Origin of the sequence: Oryzihumus sp. (assembly GCF_036391795.1) — a bacterium.
Taxonomy (GTDB): Bacteria; Actinomycetota; Actinomycetes; order Actinomycetales; family Dermatophilaceae; genus Oryzihumus.
On the sequence record NZ_DASVZH010000154.1, the window covers coordinates 14724 to 31757 of the forward strand.

At 71.9% G+C, this 17034-nt stretch carries 15 protein-coding genes and 1 pseudogene; 13 read left to right on the forward strand and 3 right to left on the reverse strand.

All coding sequences use genetic code 11. The features are described from left to right. The first annotated feature begins 113 nt into the window (after positions 1 to 113). Together VF825_RS09020 and VF825_RS09025 are read left to right on the forward strand one after the other, a co-directional pair. The gene (locus tag VF825_RS09020) at positions 114 to 4985 is read left to right on the forward strand and encodes an NAD-glutamate dehydrogenase (RefSeq protein WP_331112379.1); all 4872 of its coding nucleotides are present in this window, start codon (positions 114 to 116) and stop codon (positions 4983 to 4985) included. Positions 4986 to 5080: 95 nt separating this feature from the next. Continuing rightward, positions 5081 to 6562, forward strand: coding sequence for a sensor histidine kinase (locus VF825_RS09025; protein WP_331112381.1), 1482 nt, complete (start codon positions 5081 to 5083; stop codon positions 6560 to 6562). Positions 6563 to 6587: 25 nt separating this feature from the next. Here VF825_RS09025 and VF825_RS09030 read toward each other — a convergent pair whose 3' ends face one another. Continuing rightward, positions 6588 to 6836 carry a WhiB family transcriptional regulator gene (locus tag VF825_RS09030; protein ID WP_141787485.1) on the reverse strand — a complete coding sequence of 83 codons (249 nt, stop codon included), beginning with the start codon at positions 6834 to 6836 and terminating at the stop codon, positions 6588 to 6590. 383 nt (positions 6837 to 7219) lie between these two features. Here VF825_RS09030 and VF825_RS09035 point away from each other — a divergent pair, with 383 nt between their 5' ends. Then, entirely contained in the window at positions 7220 to 7600 is a 381-nt protein-coding gene (locus VF825_RS09035) for a hypothetical protein (protein ID WP_331112385.1), read from the forward strand. A 34-nt stretch (positions 7601 to 7634) separates the two neighbouring features. On the opposite strand, the gene VF825_RS09040 is transcribed toward VF825_RS09035, so the two are convergent. Then, positions 7635 to 8594 (reverse strand): AAA family ATPase, encoded by a 960-nt coding sequence (locus VF825_RS09040; protein WP_331112387.1) that lies wholly within the window; start codon positions 8592 to 8594, stop codon positions 7635 to 7637. Between the two features lie 237 nt (positions 8595 to 8831). Between VF825_RS09040 and VF825_RS09045 the strand changes: the two genes are divergently transcribed. The 6 genes and pseudogenes from VF825_RS09045 (at position 8832) to VF825_RS09065 (ending at position 12162) form a co-directional block, all read left to right on the forward strand. Beyond that, entirely contained in the window at positions 8832 to 8957 is a 126-nt protein-coding gene (locus VF825_RS09045; protein WP_331112389.1) for a hypothetical protein, read from the forward strand. After that, positions 8954 to 9346 (forward strand): TadE family protein, encoded by a 393-nt coding sequence (locus tag VF825_RS09050; RefSeq protein ID WP_331112391.1) that lies wholly within the window; start codon positions 8954 to 8956, stop codon positions 9344 to 9346. The genes VF825_RS09045 and VF825_RS09050 overlap by 4 nt, the downstream gene beginning before the upstream one ends. 14 nt (positions 9347 to 9360) lie before the next feature. Continuing rightward, positions 9361 to 9810: a pilus assembly protein gene (locus tag VF825_RS09055; RefSeq protein ID WP_331112393.1), complete on the forward strand. Its 450-nt coding sequence runs from the start codon at positions 9361 to 9363 to the stop codon at positions 9808 to 9810. Then, positions 9807 to 9941, forward strand: a pseudogene (locus tag VF825_RS20090) (hypothetical protein); the annotation flags it as partial. The gene VF825_RS09055 and the pseudogene VF825_RS20090, both read left to right, overlap by 4 nt. A 91-nt stretch (positions 9942 to 10032) precedes the next feature. Beyond that, entirely contained in the window at positions 10033 to 10284 is a 252-nt protein-coding gene (locus VF825_RS09060) for a hypothetical protein (RefSeq protein ID WP_331112395.1), read from the forward strand. A gap of 132 nt (positions 10285 to 10416) precedes the next feature. Continuing rightward, positions 10417 to 12162 carry a serine/threonine-protein kinase gene (locus VF825_RS09065; RefSeq protein ID WP_331112397.1) on the forward strand — a complete coding sequence of 582 codons (1746 nt, stop codon included), beginning with the start codon at positions 10417 to 10419 and terminating at the stop codon, positions 12160 to 12162. Positions 12163 to 12168: 6 nt separating this feature from the next. Here VF825_RS09065 and VF825_RS09070 read toward each other — a convergent pair whose 3' ends face one another. Continuing rightward, complete coding sequence (locus VF825_RS09070; RefSeq protein ID WP_331112399.1) at positions 12169 to 13053, reverse strand: AMIN-like domain-containing (lipo)protein; 885 nt, start codon at positions 13051 to 13053, stop codon at positions 12169 to 12171. 128 nt (positions 13054 to 13181) lie between these two features. On the opposite strand from VF825_RS09070, the gene prfB reads away from it, so the two are divergent. From prfB to VF825_RS09090, 4 genes are all read left to right on the forward strand, one after another. Next, the gene (gene prfB / locus VF825_RS09075; RefSeq protein WP_331112402.1) at positions 13182 to 14300 is read left to right on the forward strand and encodes a peptide chain release factor 2; all 1119 of its coding nucleotides are present in this window, start codon (positions 13182 to 13184) and stop codon (positions 14298 to 14300) included. 158 nt (positions 14301 to 14458) lie between these two features. After that, entirely contained in the window at positions 14459 to 15148 is a 690-nt protein-coding gene (gene ftsE / locus VF825_RS09080; protein WP_141787497.1) for a cell division ATP-binding protein FtsE, read from the forward strand. 57 nt (positions 15149 to 15205) lie between these two features. Further along, the gene (gene ftsX, locus VF825_RS09085) at positions 15206 to 16111 is read left to right on the forward strand and encodes a permease-like cell division protein FtsX (RefSeq protein WP_331112405.1); all 906 of its coding nucleotides are present in this window, start codon (positions 15206 to 15208) and stop codon (positions 16109 to 16111) included. Positions 16112 to 16243: 132 nt separating this feature from the next. Further along, the coding region (locus VF825_RS09090) for a hypothetical protein (RefSeq protein WP_414695810.1) at positions 16244 to 17034 on the forward strand (791 nt) is incomplete at its 3' end.

Below are 17034 nucleotides of genomic sequence, written 5' to 3' on the forward strand. Positions count from 1 at the left end.
CCGTGTGGCCGGGTCCCCGAACCCGGCCACGTGCGCCCGGGTGGCAGCGCTAGGCTCGGGCGGGGCGCACAACGGCGTGCGCCAGGGCTTATCTGGGTGAGGAACTTTCAGCCATGTCGGCGTCGCTTGAGCAGTCCCGGTCGCAGTTGCTCCGCTCCGCAGCGGAGCTCGCAGAACGGACGGGGGGTGAGGCGCTCGAGCGGTTCCTGCGGCGGTACTACCGGCACGTCGCGACCGAGGACCTGCTCGCCCGCGCGCCCGAGGACCTCCTCGGTGCGGCCCTGTCGCACAAGCAGCTCGCCCAGTCCCGTCCGGTCGGCACCGCCAACGTGCGGGTCTTCACCCCCACGGTGGAGGAGCAGGGCTGGGCCAGTGGCCACACCGTCATCGAGATCGTCACCGACGACATGCCGTTCCTCGTGGACTCGGTCACCGCCGAGCTGTCCCGCCAGGAGCGCTCGGTCTACCTCGTCGTCCACCCGCAGCTGACCGTCCGCCGCAACGCCGCCGGCGAGCTCGAGGAGATCCTCGACGTCGACAGCCTCGACGACGACGGCTTCGGCCGGGGCGTCGAGTCGTGGATGCACGTGGAGGTCGACCGCGAGAGCGACGAGGACGAGCGCGCGGCCATCGCCGCCGGGCTGTCCAAGGTGCTCTCCGACGTGCGCGAGTCGGTCGAGGACTGGCCCAAGATGCGCAGCACCTGCTCGGAGATCGCCGAGTCGCTCGCGGCCCACCCGCCGGTCGGCGTGGACCCCGAGGAGGTCGCCGAGACCCGCCGGCTGCTGACCTGGCTGGCCGACAACCACTTCACCTTCCTCGGCTACCGCGAGTACTCCCTGACCACCGAGGACGGCGACGACGTCCTGCGCGCCGTGCCGAGCACCGGGCTGGGCCTGCTGCGCTACGACCAGCCGCAGTCGGTCAGCTTCAGCCGGCTCACCCCGGAGGCCCGCGCCAAGGCCCGCGACAACCACCTGTTGATCATCACCAAGGCCAACTCCCGGGCCACGGTGCACCGCTCCACCTACCTCGACTACGTCGGGGTCAAGACCTTCGACGAGCACGGCAACGTCACCGGCGAGCGGCGCTTCCTGGGCCTTTTCACCTCCAGCGCCTACACCGAGTCGGTGCTGCGGGTGCCGATCATCGACAACAAGGTCCGCAAGGTCCTGCAGGGCACCGGCTTCACCGCCGACAGCCACTCGGGCAAGGACCTGCTCGAGGTGCTCGAGACCTACCCGCGCGACGAGCTGTTCCAGACCGAGACCGAGGCGCTGACCGAGATCGCGACCGCGGTGCTGCACCTGCAGGAGCGCCGCCGGACCCGGCTGTTCCTGCGCCGTGACGAGTACGGCCGGTTCATGTCGTGCCTGGTCTACATCCCGCGCGACCGCTACACCACGGCCGTGCGGCTCAAGATGGAGGCGCTGCTGCGTTCGGCGTTCCACGGCGCCAGCGTCGACTACACCACCCGGGTGTCCGAGTCGGTGCTCGCGCGCCTGCACTTCGTCGTCCGGGTGCGCTCCGGCGAGGCCATCCCCGAGGTCGACGAGGCGCTGCTGGAGCAGCAGATCGTCGACGCGACCCGCACCTGGGACGAGGACCTCGGCGAGGTCGCCCGCGCCGAGCACGGCGAGGAGGCCGCGGCCCGCCTGATCGGCTTGTACGGCAAGGCGTTCCCCGAGGCGTACAAGGAGGACTTCACCCCCCGGGTCGGCATCGTCGACCTGCGCCACATCGAGGCGCTGGAGACCCCCGACTCGGTGCGGCTCAACCTCTACCAGGAGCCGGGCAGCCCGGCCCAGGAGCGCCGCTTCAAGCTCTACCGCCGCGGCCCGCTGTCGCTGACCGCGGTGCTGCCACTGTTCACCCACCTCGGGGTCGAGGTCATCGACGAGCGGCCGTACGAGATCGACCGCGCCGACGGGGTGACCGTCTACGTCTACGACTTCGGCCTGGTGGCGCCGCGCTCGGACGCCTGGGCCGGCGGGATGGGCGACGGCGGGGTGCGCGAGCTGTTCCAGGACGCGTTCTCCGCGGTGTGGGACGGCCGCGCCGAGAGCGACGGGTTCAACGCCCTCGTCCTCGAGGCCGGGCTGACCTGGCGCCAGGTGGTCATCCTGCGCGCGGTCGCCAAGTACCTGCGCCAGACCGGGTCCACCTTCAGCCAGGAGTACGTCGAGGCCGCCCTGGCCTCCAACGTCGCCATCGCCGCCCAGCTGGTCTCGCTCTTCGAGGCGCGCTTCGACCCGGCCACCGGCGCGGACGTGCAGGCCCGCGAGGACGCCGAGCAGGCCGCCGGCGCGGCGATCGAGTCGGCGCTGGAGCAGGTCGCCAGCCTCGACCACGACCGGATCATCCGGGCGTTCCTCGGGGTCATCCGGGCGACGTTGCGCACCAACTACTTCCAGCCCGACGCCGACGGGACGCCCAAGAGCTACGTCAGCTTCAAGCTGGACCCCAAGAAGGTGCCGGACCTGCCGGCGCCGCGGCCGATGTACGAGATCTGGGTCTACAGCCCCCGCGTCGAGGGCGTGCACCTGCGCTTCGGCAAGGTCGCCCGCGGTGGCCTGCGCTGGAGCGACCGGCGCGAGGACTTTCGCACCGAGGTCCTCGGCCTGGTCAAGGCGCAGATGGTCAAGAACGCCGTCATCGTGCCCACCGGGTCCAAGGGCGGGTTCTTCGCCAAGGCCCTGCCCGACCCGTCCGTCGACCGCGACGCGTGGCTCGCGGAGGGGGTCGCGTCATACAAGCTGTTCATCTCGGGGATGCTCGACGTGACCGACAACCTCGTCGGCACCGAGGCCGTCCCGCCGCAGCACGTGGTCCGCCACGACGAGCACGACACCTACCTGGTGGTCGCCGCCGACAAGGGCACCGCGACCTTCTCCGACATCGCCAACGGGGTGGCGCAGTCCTACGGGTTCTGGCTCGACGACGCGTTCGCCTCCGGCGGCTCGGCCGGCTACGACCACAAGGCCATGGGCATCACCGCTCGCGGTGCGTGGGAGTCGGTCAAGCGCCACTTCCGCGAGATGGGCGTGGACACGCAGAAGGAGGACTTCACCGCGGTCGGCGTCGGCGACATGAGCGGCGACGTCTTCGGCAACGGGATGCTGCTCTCCGAGCACATCCGGCTCGTGGCCGCGTTCGACCACCGCCACATCTTCCTCGACCCCAACCCGGTCTCGGCCACGTCCTACGTCGAGCGCCGCCGGCTGTTCGACCTGCCCCGCTCGTCGTGGGCCGACTACGACAGCAGCCTGATCAGCGAGGGCGGCGGCGTGTTCCCGCGCTCGGCCAAGGCGGTGCCGATCAGCGAGCAGACAGCCCGGGCGCTCGGGCTGCCTCACGGCGTGACGACGATGACCCCCGCCGAGCTCATGAAGGCGATCCTGCTGGCGCCGGTCGACCTGCTGTGGAACGGCGGCATCGGCACCTACGTCAAGGCCTCCTCGGAGTCCCACTCCGACATCGGTGACCGAGCCAACGACGCCATCCGCGTCGACGGAAACGCGTTGCGCTGCAAGGTGATCGGCGAGGGCGGTAACCTCGGCCTGAGCCAGCTCGGCCGCATCGAGGCGTCCTTCGCCGGCGTGCGGGTCAACACCGACGCCATCGACAACTCCGCCGGTGTGGACACCTCCGACCACGAGGTCAACATCAAGATCCTGCTGACCGGGCTGATGCGCGACGGCGACCTGACGCTGAAGCAGCGCAACGCCGTGCTGGCCTCGATGACCGACGAGGTCGCCCAGCAGGTGCTGCGGGACAACTACGAGCAGAACGTCCTGCTCGGCAACGCCCGGGCGCAGGAGCACGCGATGCTGCCGGTGCACAAGCGGCTCATCCACTGGCTGGAGGAGCGCGGCGACCTCGACCGCGAGCTCGAGTTCCTGCCCTCGGACGGCGAGATCGACCGTCGCCAGGAGGCCGGGCTGGGCCTGAAGTCGCCGGAGTTCTCGGTGCTGGTGGCCTACGCCAAGCTGGCCCTCAAGGAGGACCTGCTGCCGACCGGCCTGCCGGACGACCCGTGGTTCCAGGCGACGCTGACCGACTACTTCCCCGAGCCGATCCGCGAGCATTACCAGCAGGAGCTGGCCAGCCACCCGCTGCGCCGCGAGATCGTCACCAACGCCGTGGTCAACTCCATGGTCAACCGGGGCGGCATCACCTTCGCCTTCCGGGCCTCGGAGGAGACCGGGGCGACGCCGGAGCAGGTCGCCCGCGCCTACGTCGTGTGCCGCGAGGTGTTCAACCTGCGCGACTACGTCACGGCGGTGGAGGACCTCGACAACGTCGTCTCCACGGCCACGCAGACCGCGCTCTACCTGGAGTTCCGCCGGCTGCTGGACCGCGCGGTGCGCTGGTTCCTGCAGAACCGCCCCGCGACGCTGGACGTGGCGGCCGAGGTCGAGCGGTTCCGTGGGGTCGTCGAACACCTCGGCCCGCAGGTGCCCCAGCTGCTGCAGGGCAACGAGCGCAAGCGGCTCGAGCGCCGGTCCAGCCAGCTGGAGAAGGTCGGTGCCCCCAGCGACATGGCGGTGGAGGCGGCCGGCCTGCTCGACCGGTTCTCGCTGCTGGACGTCGTGGAGATCGCCGCCGACACGGGCCGGGAGGCAGCGGAGGTCGCGCCGCTGTACTTCGCCCTCTCCGAGCGGTTCGGCATCGACGCGATGCTCGGCCAGGTCACGATGCTGCCCCGCGACGACCGCTGGGACGCCCTGGCCCGCGCCGCGCTGCGCGACGACCTGTATGCCGTGCTGGAGGCCCTCACCAAGTCGGTCCTGGAGGGCACGGAGCCGGGGGCGACCCCGCGGGAGCGGATCGACGCGTGGTCGGAGGCCAACGCCGAGCAGCTGTCCCGCGCCCGGGTGGCGCTCTCGGGCATCCAGCGCCTGGAGCACCCCGGCATCTCCGCGCTGTCCGTGGCGCTGCGCACGCTGCGCGGTGTGATCCGCAGCGGGGCGGCCACGGTCTGACGGGAGTGTGACCGCGGATCGGCAGTCGTGCCAACGGCTTCCGATCCGCGGTCACTCGCGCCGCCGCCGGCTTGGCGCCGACTAGGCTCGCTGGCGTGCCGACCCTGACCGACGTGCTGCGGGAGCAGACCGACCTGACGCCTGCGGACGTCGAGTGGCTGCACCTGCTCGTCGGCGACTGGCAGCTGCTCTCGGACCTGTCCTTCGCCGACCTGGTCCTGTGGGCGCGCTCCCGCGACCGCGGGTGGGTCGCGGTGGCGCACGTGCGACCCACGACCGGCCCGATGGTCTTCTTCGACGACTACGTCGGGCGCCGCGTGGGCTCGGGCCGTCGGCCGCTGCTGGACCAGGCCTTCGACGGGGTCCGGATCATCCGTGAGCGCGACCCGGAGTGGCGCGACGACATGCCGATCCGGGAGGAGGCGATCCCGGTGGTGCGGGAGGGCCGGCCGATCGCCGTGCTGACCCGGCACACCAACCTCGCCAGCATGCGCACGCCGAGCCGGCTGGAGCTGACCTACCTCGCGACGGCCGACGCGCTGGCCCGGATGGTGGCCTCGGGGGAGTTCCCCACGCCGGGGGCCGCACCGACCGGGCAGCGCCGGGGGGCCCCGCGGGTGGGCGACGGCGTGATCCGGCTCGACCCGGACGGCACGGTGAACTACGCCAGCCCCAACGCGGTGTCGGCGATCCACCGGCTGGGGCACGTCGGGGACGTGGTCGGGTCATCCTTGTCGCGGATCATCGCCGAGGTGCTGCACGACGAGTCCCCGGTCGACGAGGGCCTCCCACTGGTTACGAGCGGCAGGGCGCCGTGGCGCACCGACGTGGAGACCCGTGGGGCCAGCGTCTCGCTCCGGGCGATCCCGCTGATGGAGGCCGGGCACCGGGTCGGCGCGATCGTGCTGCTGCGCGACGTCAGCGAGCTGCGGAGGCGCGAGCAGGAGCTGCTCACCAAGGACGCGACGATCCGCGAGATCCACCACCGGGTCAAGAACAACCTGCAGACCGTGGCCGCCCTGCTGCGGCTGCAGGCGCGGCGGCTGCCCGAGAGCGAGGGTAAGGCCGCGCTGGAGGAGGCGGAGCGCCGGGTGGCGGTGATCGCGCTCGTGCACGAGACCCTCAGCCAGGGGTTCGACGAGACGGTCGACTTCGACCAGATAGCCGCGCGCGGGCTCTCCAGCGTCGTCGAGGTGGCCACCCGCGACGTGCCGGTCCGGACCGTGCGCACCGGCTCGTTCGGCCGGCTCCGGGCCGAGGACGCGACCGCACTGGCCATGGTAGTCAGCGAGCTGGTCCAGAACGCCGTCGAGCACGGGCTGGCGGCGCAGGGCGGCCAGCTGACGGTGGACGCCCAGCGCAGCACCGAGGGGGAGGAGGAGCTGCTCAGCGTCACCATCACCGACGACGGTGCGGGTCTGCCGGAGGACTTCGACCCCGTCCGCTCAGGGCTGGGGACACAGATCGTCACCTCGCTGGTGCAGGACATGCGTGGCCGCATCACCTGGGAACGCGCAAAGCCGCGCGGAACCACGGTGCGGTTCGTCGCGCGGCTTCGTCCTCGCGGGGACGGATGACGTCGTGGGGAAGGCTCCCGGGGGCTCAGCCGGCCCGGCGGGCGCGAGCGTTGCGACGCTTGAGGGCGCGGCGCTCGTCCTCGGACAGGCCACCCCAGACACCGGCGTCCTGACCGGTCTCGATGGCCCACTTCAGGCAGGTGTCCACGACCTCGCACCGTCGGCAGACAGCCTTCGCCTCTTCGATCTGGAGAAGTGCCGGACCGGTGTTCCCGATCGGGAAGAACAGCTCGGGGTCCTCTTCCAGGCAGGCAGCGCGGTTGCGCCAGTCCATCAGGATCGTGCTCCTTGAATCGTGGCCGTGGGTCAGCGTCGTATGCGTCGGGTCAGGCGTTGGGTGGACGGGTCTGTGTCGGTCCGTGATCGGCCGCAGGCACAAGTGCCGATGCTACCGAGTCGTAACTTCCGTGTCAGGCCCGAGTCCATTCTTGGGCAGGTGTGGCGTTCTGGCCAACGGATTCGGCCGCTGCCGTGTTCCGGGAGACCAGAGTCACAGATCGCACACACCTGCGACAAGGGTCGCGCCAGACATTTGTCGTCCGGCATCTCGCATGCTCACACACCACCCCGTGCCGCCGGCAACGGGGGGGCTGTGTGGTGGGGCGCCACCGACGCCACGGTCAGGGGTGGGAGCCTCCGCCGGATACCCTCATCGGCGTGACGACCACCCCCGAGCCCACCACCCGCCGGGCCGCCCGCGTCGCAGCCGGCGTCCTCGTCGTGCAGGCCCTCGCCATCCTCGGCTTCACGGTCTTCTACCTGGTGGAGCTGGCCCGGGGCGCGACCAGTGACACCAGCCGCGCCGTCATGTCGGTGGTGCTGTTCGTCATCGCGATCGCCTTCCTCGGGCTGCTGGCCTGGGGGCTGTGGCACGGCCTCCGATGGGCCCGGACGCCGGCCGTCGTGTGGCTCGCGCTGCTGCTGCCCGTGGCGTGGGGCATGTTCCAGTCCGGGGTGGCCGCGATCGGCGCACTGGTGCTCCTGAGCGCGGTCGTCGGCATTGGCGCCACCGTCCTGTCGGGGCGCGAGACCGCCTGAGCCGCCGAATCGCTTGAACCGCAAGGGCTGACGATCAGCCCGAGGTGGCCACCTGCACGGGTGTCACGACGCCCTGCTCGACCAGCAGACCGCGCCCGGGTGGGCCCGGCTCGGAGGCGCGCACCCGCACGCCGAGCAGGTCCCCGTCGGCGAGGCCGGACGGCCGCAACAGCAGTCCGGTGCGGTGGCGGCGGACCTCCGCGGTCAGCCCGCGGAAGGTCGCCGACAGCTCGTCGGTGGCGCCGGCGCAGATCACCGCGACCCGGCCGCGACGGCTGCGCAGCACCTCGACCAGGGTCTCCTCCACGGGCGTGTCGAGCACCAGGTCGGCGTCGTCGACCAGGACCACCAGCTCGTCGTGTCGCCTGAGCAGGGTAAGCATCGCCTCACGGTCATGCGGGTCGACCAGCTCGGCCACACCCTCGGCCGGCAGATGAGTCACCGGTGATGGCCGCGGTGCGACCACGACGACGGGTCGGCCGGCCGTCGCGACGTGACGGGCGAGGGTGCACAGGGCCGTCGACCGCCCGCTGCCGGGAGGCCCGGCGACCAAGAGCGCAGGCGTGTGACGCAGGTCGACGCCGACCGCCTCCGCCTCGTCACCTCCGACGCCGAGCCGGGCCCAGTCGCCGGCGGCAAGGTCGCCGGTCGGCGCGGTCGGCAGGGCGCTGTCGACCACGGCGTCGGGTAGCGCCCGGACCAGGATGGGTGTGGCGGCGCTCGGGTCGTGACCGGACCAGCCGTCGGCCACCTCGGCCAGGGCCCGTCCCTGCTCCACCGAGCCAGCAGGTGCCAGCACCGCCAGCTGGAGCTCGACGTGGTCGTGGCCCCGGAGGGCCCGGCCCGGCGGAGGCTCGTGGGGCATGGTCGCCGGGGGGATCCCGGCCACGACGAGGTCGGTCGGGTCGGTCAGGGGCAGGACCAGCTTGTCCGGCACCAACGAGGAGACCTGCGACAGCAACAGGTCCCGACCCCCGGCGAGCAGGAGCGACATCCCCGCGGCCGGCGATGATGGTGCCCGTCGTCTTCCTCGTGCTGCCGGTCACCGTGCTCTTCGCGATCTACCAGGGTGTGGCCTTCCTGGAGTTCTCGATCTGACCACCGACCGTTCCACCGAACCGAGGGAGACGACGATGACGGACACACGGTCCATGACGCCCCGTTGCTCGGGCAGGTGCAGCAGCTGGGCCACCGCGGACGTGCCCGGCTCGGGGCACAGGACCGGGGTGACGTGCCCGGATGGGTCCTGATCACGCTGATGACCGCGGGGCTCGTCACGGTCCTGTGGGCCCTGGCCGGGGACCAGCTGCAGGCGATGTTCACCCAGGCGATGGCCTCGGTGACCGGGCCGCGGTGAGCCGCCCTGCGCGGGTGCGCGGAGACCGCGGCTCGGCCGTGGTCGACTTCGTCCTGGTGTCCGTGCTGGTCAGCGCGTTGTTCCTGGCGGTGTTCCAGGTGGGACTGGCCCTGCACGTGCGCAACACGTTGATCGCCTGCGCTGCCGAGGGGGCGCGCTTCGGCGCCCGTGCCGACACCACGCCGGCGGACGGCGCGGCCCGGGCCCGTGCCCTCATCACCGCCAGCCTCTCCAGTCGCTGGGCCCAGCGAGTCAGCGCCTCGGAGCGCCCGGTCGGCGGGGTCCGTGTCGTGCAGGTGGACGTGTCCGCACCGCTGCCGGTGCTCGGCTGGTTCGGTCCGTCCGGCGCCCTGGCGGTGCGCGGCCGCGCCTTCGCCGAGAGGCAGTGAGGGCGGTGGGCTCGGTGCAGCAGTGGTGTCGCCGGCGACTGGTCGCCGACCGCGGCAGCGCGGTGGTCGAGTTCGTCGTCCTGGCTGTGCTGCTCATGGTGCCCGTCGCCTACCTGGTGATGGTCATGGCGCGGCTCCAGGCCGGTGCGTATGCCGTCTCCGCCGCCGCCCGGGAGGCCGGCCGCGCCTACGTGACGTCACCGGTGGCTCAGCAGGCGCCCGCCCGCGCCGCAGCGGCGGCCGGGCTCGCCTTCGAGGACCAGGGCTTCACCCACGACACCCGGCTCTCCCTGGGGTGCGACGGCGACCCGTGCCTCCGCCCCGAGGGGCGGGTCGTGGTGACCACCGGCGTGAGCGTGCCGTTGCCGCTGGTGCCCTCGTTCCTGTCCGGGGTGGTGCCCACGTCCGTGCCGGTCACCGCCACCCACACCGAGACCGTCGAGCGCTTCGGCGGCCGGCGATGAGGCGCCGGTGCCGCGCGCGACTCGGCCGGCTGCGGCGGGAGGGCGACCGGGGCCAGCTGCTCCTGCTGGTGCTGGGCTTCACGGTTGTGGCGCTGCTGCTGGTCGTCGGTGCGGTGGACGTTACGGCCCTGCAGCTGGCCCGGATCCGGCTGACCGACGCCGCCGACGGCGCCGCCCTCGCCAGCGCCGACAAGCTCGACCGCCGGCACCTACCGCCACGGGGTGGACCGGTCGCTGCGGGTCGGCGACGCCGACGTGCGCGCCGGGGCCACGGCATACCTGCAGGTCCAAGGCCTGCCGCAGGGGGTCACCGACTGGCAACTGCTGCCCGGCACGGGCGGCCCGGACGGGCAGTCAGCGGTGGTGCGGTTGCAGGGGACCGCGCAGGTCCCGCTGCTGTCCTCGGTGGTGTCCGCGCTGGGTGACAGCATCACCATCACTGTGCAGTCGCGCGCCCGCGCCGAGGTGCGTTGAGCGGGCGCGCGCGTGCGCCGCGAGCGTTGCCAGCACATGATTTCCGGGGTCGTCGCCAACCCCGAGGGTGGGTCCGGCGCCGTGCGGGCCTCCAACTAAGGTTGGCCCACTGAGACCAAGAGAGAGGACCCCATGGAAGGGCAGCGGATCGCCGGCCGCTACCACGTGGTGCGAGCCATTGGTCGCGGCGGCATGGGCACGGTCTGGTTGTGCCGGGACGAGGTCCTCGGCCGCGAGGTCGCGGTCAAGCAGATCGGCGCGCTGCCAGGGGAGTCCGTCGTCGAGAAGAAGCGGGCCATGCGCGAGGCCCGCGCCGCGGCGGCGCTCAACCACCACAACGCCGTCGCCGTCTACGACGTCGTCGACCACGACGACCGCCCGTGGCTGGTCATGGAGTTCGTCGACGGGCACACCCTCGCCGAGGAGATCGGCCGCGAGGGGCGTCTGTCGCCCCAGCGCGCGGCCGACATCGGCTCCCAGCTCGCCAGCGCGCTCACGCGCGCCCACGAGCGGCGCATCGTCCATCGCGACATCAAGCCCGCCAACGTCCTCATCGACCGCTGGGGCCGGCCCAAGATCAGCGACTTCGGTATCGCGCGTGGCCACGGCGACGACCAGCTCACCCAGACCGGGTTCGTCACCGGCACCCCCGGCTACCTCTCACCCGAGCTCGCCCGCGGCGGCGATCCGGACGCGGCCTCGGACGTGTGGGCGCTCGCCGCCACCATCTACGCCGCCGTGGAGGGCCGCGGGCCCTACGAGTCGCGGCCCAACCCGATCGCCGTGCTGCAGACCATCGCCACGCAGCGCCCGCGGGAGACCGAGCACGCCGGCCCCCTCGAGCCCGCCCTCGCCGCGATGATGCACGAGGACCCGGCCCAGCGCTGGGACATGGCGACCGCGTCCAAGCAGCTCGCCCGGATCGCCCGCGGCGGCGAGGCCGCAGTGACCCCGCCGCCCACCCGCGTTCAGCCCGCGGTGCCGGCCGGGGACGTCGACGAGCCGACCCGGCCGTGGAAGGCCCCGGTCGCCCGAGGTGCCGTCGGTGCTGCGGCAGGTGCCGCTGTCGCGGGCGCCGCAGGTGCCTCCGCCGCCTCCGCTGCCGAAGCCGCCCCGGCGAAGGCCGACGGCGCGGCGGACGCTGCCGCTTCAGGCGCGAGGAAGGCCGGCGCCAACACCGCCGCTGCCGGTTCGACCGCCACCGCTGCCGCGCCGACCGCGCGGCAGGGCGAGGTGCCGACCGGACGGCAGGAGGCGGTCCCGGCGGCCGCCGGTGCCGACACCTCCGGGGTGTCCGACGACAGCGACGTGATCGACACCCGCCGCCGGGGCAAGGCGCTTCCGGTGGTCGCGCTGGTTCTCGTGCTCCTGCTGCTCCTGGGCGGCTACGCCCTGAGCCACCGCGGCGGCTTGTCTTCGGGGTCCGGGGCGGCGGCGCCCCCGAAGCCGTCCTCGACGCCGAAGGCGTCCACGCCCTCGCACCGTGCGACCACGTCGGCCTCGGCCTCGCCGAGCCCGTCCGCGACCACCCCCACCTCGTCGCCGACCACCTCGGCGCAGGCGCCCGCCACCGACGCCAGCCTGTCGCAGTTCGTGCGGTCCTACTTTGCCAACGTCACGGGCAACCGCGACGTGACCTGGCCGGAGCTGACCTCCGGCATGCAGGCCGCCGCGGGAGGGCGATCGGGCTACGACCAGTTCTGGCGGACGATCGCCGCCGTCCGGGTGGGCGGGGTCCAGGCCGACGCCTCCGGGCGCACCGCCACGGCGCGACTGACCTACGTGCGCCAGGACGGGTCGACCTCGACCGAGCGCCACGTGTTCACGTTCGCCCGGCGGGGTGACCAGTGGCTGATCAGCAGCGAGCACATGGGCTGAGCGGGCTCACGGCTCGAGGCAGGCGGGGATCGAGTCGCGGTTGCCGGTGGGGGAGAGGGTGTGGCCGCTCGGGTCGTAGACCTTCACCCAGTCGACGGTGGCGAGCTGCCGCAGGGTCGGCAGGATCTCCCCGGCGATCGTCACCGTGGAGCCCCCGCTGCTGCACCCGCCGGTGAGCTGAACCCGCGCGATCCCGCCGGAGACGCTCAGCGCACGGAAACCCGTGGCGCCCGAGGAGAGCAACCGCAGGCCGGCGGCACGCTCGGCGGCGGTCGGGCCGGCGAAGATACGGTCCATCAGCCCGGTCGCCGGGGTCAGCGGCAGCACCGGCCGCAGCACCGGGGTGAAGAACGGCTCGGTGTTGGCCACGAACCGCGGCGGGTTGAAGAACCACACCTGGCGCCACACGGTCGGGAACGCCGCGCCGATGTCGACCACGACCCGGCTCGGGCTGGTCAGCGTGAACACGTGCACGGCCTGCCGGCTGGCCACGCCGATGCCGTAGGTCGTCACCGCCTCGAAGTCACCGGACTGGACCACCGTCATGACGTTGGGCAGGGCGAACGCGACCCGGGACGGGGCCGTGGCCTGACCCGCGGCGTTGTGCGCGTTGGCGGCGGCGAAGCGCACCCGCAGGATCGCCCGGCCCGCCACCGGCACCGGCAGCCCGGAGGCGTCGCCCAGCAGCTGGGTGACCCACGTGACCTGTCGGCTGGCGGGCAGGCCGCCGGTGAAGTCGAAGACCACCCGGTCGTAGGTGGGGTGGTGCGCGGCCCGGATGCCCACGAGGGTGGGGACCGCCGGCGTGGCTGCCCCGGCGGCGGGGGCCGAGAGCGGCAGCGCCACCCCGAGGGCGAGAAGGAGGACGAGAAGCCTGCGGACGACCCTCATGGGACACCCCCGGAGACCGGCTGGTTGACGTGGCAACATCATCAACCCGCCGCGACCGCAAGCAGCAGTGCCGATGGTCCCCTCCCGGCCGTGTCGGAGGCGGCGCCCCGCTCGACTACCCTTCAACCGTGGCGACCACCGACTTTGCATCTGAGCTGAAGGACCTGCGCACGACCATGGAGTCGGTGCGTCAGGTCACCGACCTCGACCGGCTGAAGTCGCAGATCGCCGACCTGTCGGAGAAGTCCGCGGCCCCGGACCTGTGGGACGACCCGGAGAAGGCCCAGGAGGTCACCTCGAGCCTGTCGCGGCTCAACTCCGAGCTCGAGCGCATCACCGGCATGGACCAGCGCATCGACGACCTCGAGGTCCTCGTCGAGATGGCCACCGAGGACGGCGGCGACGCCGAGACCCTGGCCGAGGCCGAGAAGGAGCTCGTATCGCTGCGCAAGGCCGTCGGCGAGCTCGAGGTCCGCACGCTGCTCGCCGGTGAGTACGACCAGCGCGAGGCGGTCGTGACGATCCGCGCCGGCGCCGGTGGCGTCGACGCCGCCGACTTCGCCGAGATGCTCATGCGGATGTACCTGCGCTGGGCCGAGCGCCACGGCTACCCGACCTCGGTGCTGGACACCTCCTACGCCGAGGAGGCCGGACTGAAGTCGGCCACCTTCGAGGTCAAGGTGCCCTACGCCTTCGGCAACCTCTCGGTCGAGGCCGGCACCCACCGCCTCGTGCGGATCAGCCCGTTCGACAACCAGGGTCGCCGCCAGACGAGCTTCGCCGCCGTCGAGGTGATCCCGCTGATCGAGTCCACCGACCACATCGAGATCCCCGAGAACGAGATCAAGGTCGACGTCTTCCGCTCCTCGGGCCCGGGCGGCCAGTCGGTCAACACGACCGACTCCGCGGTGCGCATGACGCACATCCCCACCGGCATCGTCGTCTCGATGCAGAACGAGAAGTCCCAGATCCAGAACCGCGCCGCCGCCCTGCGCGTGCTCCAGTCCCGGCTGCTGCTGCAGCGCCAGGCCGAGGAGCAGGCCGCGAAGAAGGCACTCGCCGGCGACGTCAAGGCCAGCTGGGGTGATCAGATGCGCTCCTACGTGCTGCACCCCTACCAGATGGTCAAGGACCTGCGCACCGAGCACGAGGTCGGCAACACCAGCGCCGTCTTCGACGGTGACATCGACGGCTTCATCGAGGCCGGGATCCGCTGGAAGCGCGCCGCCGAGCGCGACGAGGCGTAGCACCGGGGAGCGGCCCGGCCGGCGGCGCACACGCCGAGATCACGGGAGTCCCCGAAAAAAGGGTGATGGGGGCCTACGCTCGAGAGCGCATGTCCGGCCCCGTTGCCGGGGTGGGTATGCCGCTTCCGTCCCCGAGCAGGCAAGGGCACCTCCCGCGCATGATCCGCTTCGAGAACGTCAGCAAGACCTACCCGCGGTCCTCGCGCCCGGCGCTGACGGACATCAGCCTGGAGGTCGAGCGCGGGGAGTTCGTCTTCGTCGTGGGCCAGTCCGGCTCGGGCAAGTCGACGCTGCTGCGCCTGGTGCTCAAGGAGGAGGCGGCCACCACCGGCAACGTGCTCGTCGCCGGGCGCGAGCTGGCCTCGCTGCCCTCCCGCAAGGTCCCGGCGCTGCGCCGCGAGATCGGCACCGTCTTCCAGGACTTCCGGCTGCTGCCCAACAAGACCGTCTTCCAGAACGTCGCCTTCGCCTTGCAGGTGCTCGGCCGCAGCCGCCACGACATCAAGGCCCTGGTGCCCGAGACGCTGGAGCTGGTCGGCCTGGAGGGCAAGGAGAAGCGCCTGCCGCACGAGCTCTCCGGTGGTGAGCAGCAGCGCGTGGCCATCGCCCGGGCCTTCGTCAACAAGCCGGCGATCCTCATCGCCGACGAGCCCACCGGCAACCTCGACCCGACGACGAGCCTGGGCATCGTGCGCCTGCTGGACCGGATCAACCGCACCGGCACGACCATCGTCATGGCCACCCACGACGACGAGATCGTCGACCAGCTGCGCAAGCGGGTCGTCGAGCTCGACCACGGCACGCTCGTGCGCGACCAGACCCGCGGCGTCTACGGCGTCCAGCGCTAGCCGCGCACCCGGCACACCTCCCCGCACCCGACCGAACCGGAAGCGACGAACACCCTGATGCGACTGCAGTTCATCCTCAGCGAGATCTGGATCGGCTTGCGCCGCAACATGTCCATGGCCGTCTCGGTCGTGCTGGTGACGATGGTGTCGCTGTTCTTCCTCGGCTTCGGCCTGCTCGCGCGCAGCCAGGTCGACACCATGAAGGACTACTGGTACGACCGCGTCCAGGTCTCGATCTTCTTGTGCACCAACAACTCCGACACGCCCTCGTGCGCTGCCGGGCCGGTCACCGACGAGCAGCGCCAGCAGATCAAGAGCCAGCTCGACGAGATGAAGCCGCTGGTCAAGGAGGTCTTCCACGAGTCGCCGCAGGAGGCCTACCAGCGGTTCAAGGTGCAGTTCAAGAACAGCCCGATCGTCGACAACGTCAAGCCCGACCAGATGCCCGAGAGCTACCGCGTGAAGCTGTCGGACCCGAGCAAGTACGCCGTCATCTCCAGCTCCTTCCAGGGCGCCCCCGGCGTGGAGCAGGTTCAGGACCAGCGTGCGCTGCTCGACAAGTTCTTCACCGCGCTCAACGTCATGAGCCTGTGCGCGGTCGGCCTGTCCGGGGCGATGGTGCTCTGCGCCATCCTGCTCATGGTCACCACGATCCGGCAGACGGCGTTCAGCCGTCGCCGCGAGACCGGCATCATGCGCCTCGTCGGCGCCTCCGCGTTCGTCATCCAGCTGCCGTTCATCATGGAGACGGTGATCGCCACCCTCGTCGGCTGTGCCCTCGCGGTCGGGCTGCTGTGGGCGACGGTGCACTACGGCGTGACCGGCTTCCTGGCCACGATCCTGCCGATCGGGTTCGTCGGGGTCGGTGACGTGTGGGCCATGACGCCGTGGCTGGTCGGCAGCGGAGCGGCCCTGGCGATGGTCACCTCCTGGTTCACCCTGCGTCGCTACCTGCGGGTCTGAGCCACCGCCTTCCCGGGCGCCTCGCCCGGCCGGTATGCCGCGTGCCCGGCCGTGCGGGGCAGGTCAAGAGATCGTCAACTCGCCGGGCGAATGCCCCTGTGACTGGTGTGACCTGTGGTAGCAATGTTGCCGATGAGCGCGCTACCCCCCGAGACGACGCCCACCCGCCGGTTCCGCCGTGGCCGGTGGGTCGTGCTGCTGACAGTCCTGGCGACCGCCGCGGGGCTTGCCCTCGCGCCGGTCGGCAATGCCGACACCCGGGGCGACAAGGCCCGGCTGGACAAGCAGATCTCCGCGCTGCGCAGCCAGCTCGGCGAGACCACCAAGGACCTCGCCGACGCCTTCATCGCGCTCAAGCGCACCCAGGCCGAGCTGCCGATCGCCCAGCGTGAGCTGGCCGCCGCGCAGGCCAAGGTCGTGGCGGCCGAGAAGTACAACCAGCAGGTCGCCGAGCAGCTGGCCATCGCCAAGGCCAACGAGGCCAAGGCGGCCGACGTGCTCGCGACCAACGCCAAGGACACCCAGCAGACCAGCAACCTCATCGGTGACCTGGCCCGCCGCAGCTACCAGCAGGGCGGGATGGGCGAGCTCGCCGTTGCGCTCAACGCGACCAGCCCCGACGACTTCGCCACCCGGGTGGTGCTCGTCGACACGGTCATGCGCCTGCAGAACGGCGCCCTGCGCCGGCTGTCCACGCAGGAGGCCGAGGGCAAGGCGGTCCAGTCGCACCTGTCCGCGGTGCGCCGCCAGGTGGCCATCCTCAAGGTCCAGGCCGAGAACGCCGTCGCCGCGGCCCAGGCCGCCCGCGACGTGGCGGCCAAGGCCAAGCAGCGCCTCGACCTGTTGGAGGCGGCCCAGAAGAAGTACGCCGCCGCCGTGGCCGTCAAGGAGGCCCGCGAGGCCGAGAACCTGCGCAAGATGCA

What these genes read in the sequence shown, in the direction of transcription:
- VF825_RS09040 (WP_331112387.1), bottom strand. Translation starts at nt 8,594, where the DNA reads ATGTCGCTCCTGCTCGCCGGGGGTCGGGACCTGTTGCTGTCGCAGGTC.
- ftsX (WP_331112405.1), top strand. Translation starts at nt 15,206, where the DNA reads ATGCGACTGCAGTTCATCCTCAGCGAGATCTGGATCGGCTTGCGCCGC.
- ftsE (WP_141787497.1), top strand. Translation starts at nt 14,459, where the DNA reads ATGATCCGCTTCGAGAACGTCAGCAAGACCTACCCGCGGTCCTCGCGC.
- VF825_RS09070 (WP_331112399.1), bottom strand. Translation starts at nt 13,053, where the DNA reads ATGAGGGTCGTCCGCAGGCTTCTCGTCCTCCTTCTCGCCCTCGGGGTG.
- VF825_RS09030 (WP_141787485.1), bottom strand. Translation starts at nt 6,836, where the DNA reads ATGGACTGGCGCAACCGCGCTGCCTGCCTGGAAGAGGACCCCGAGCTG.
- VF825_RS09065 (WP_331112397.1), top strand. Translation starts at nt 10,417, where the DNA reads ATGGAAGGGCAGCGGATCGCCGGCCGCTACCACGTGGTGCGAGCCATT.
- VF825_RS09020 (WP_331112379.1), top strand. Translation starts at nt 114, where the DNA reads ATGTCGGCGTCGCTTGAGCAGTCCCGGTCGCAGTTGCTCCGCTCCGCA.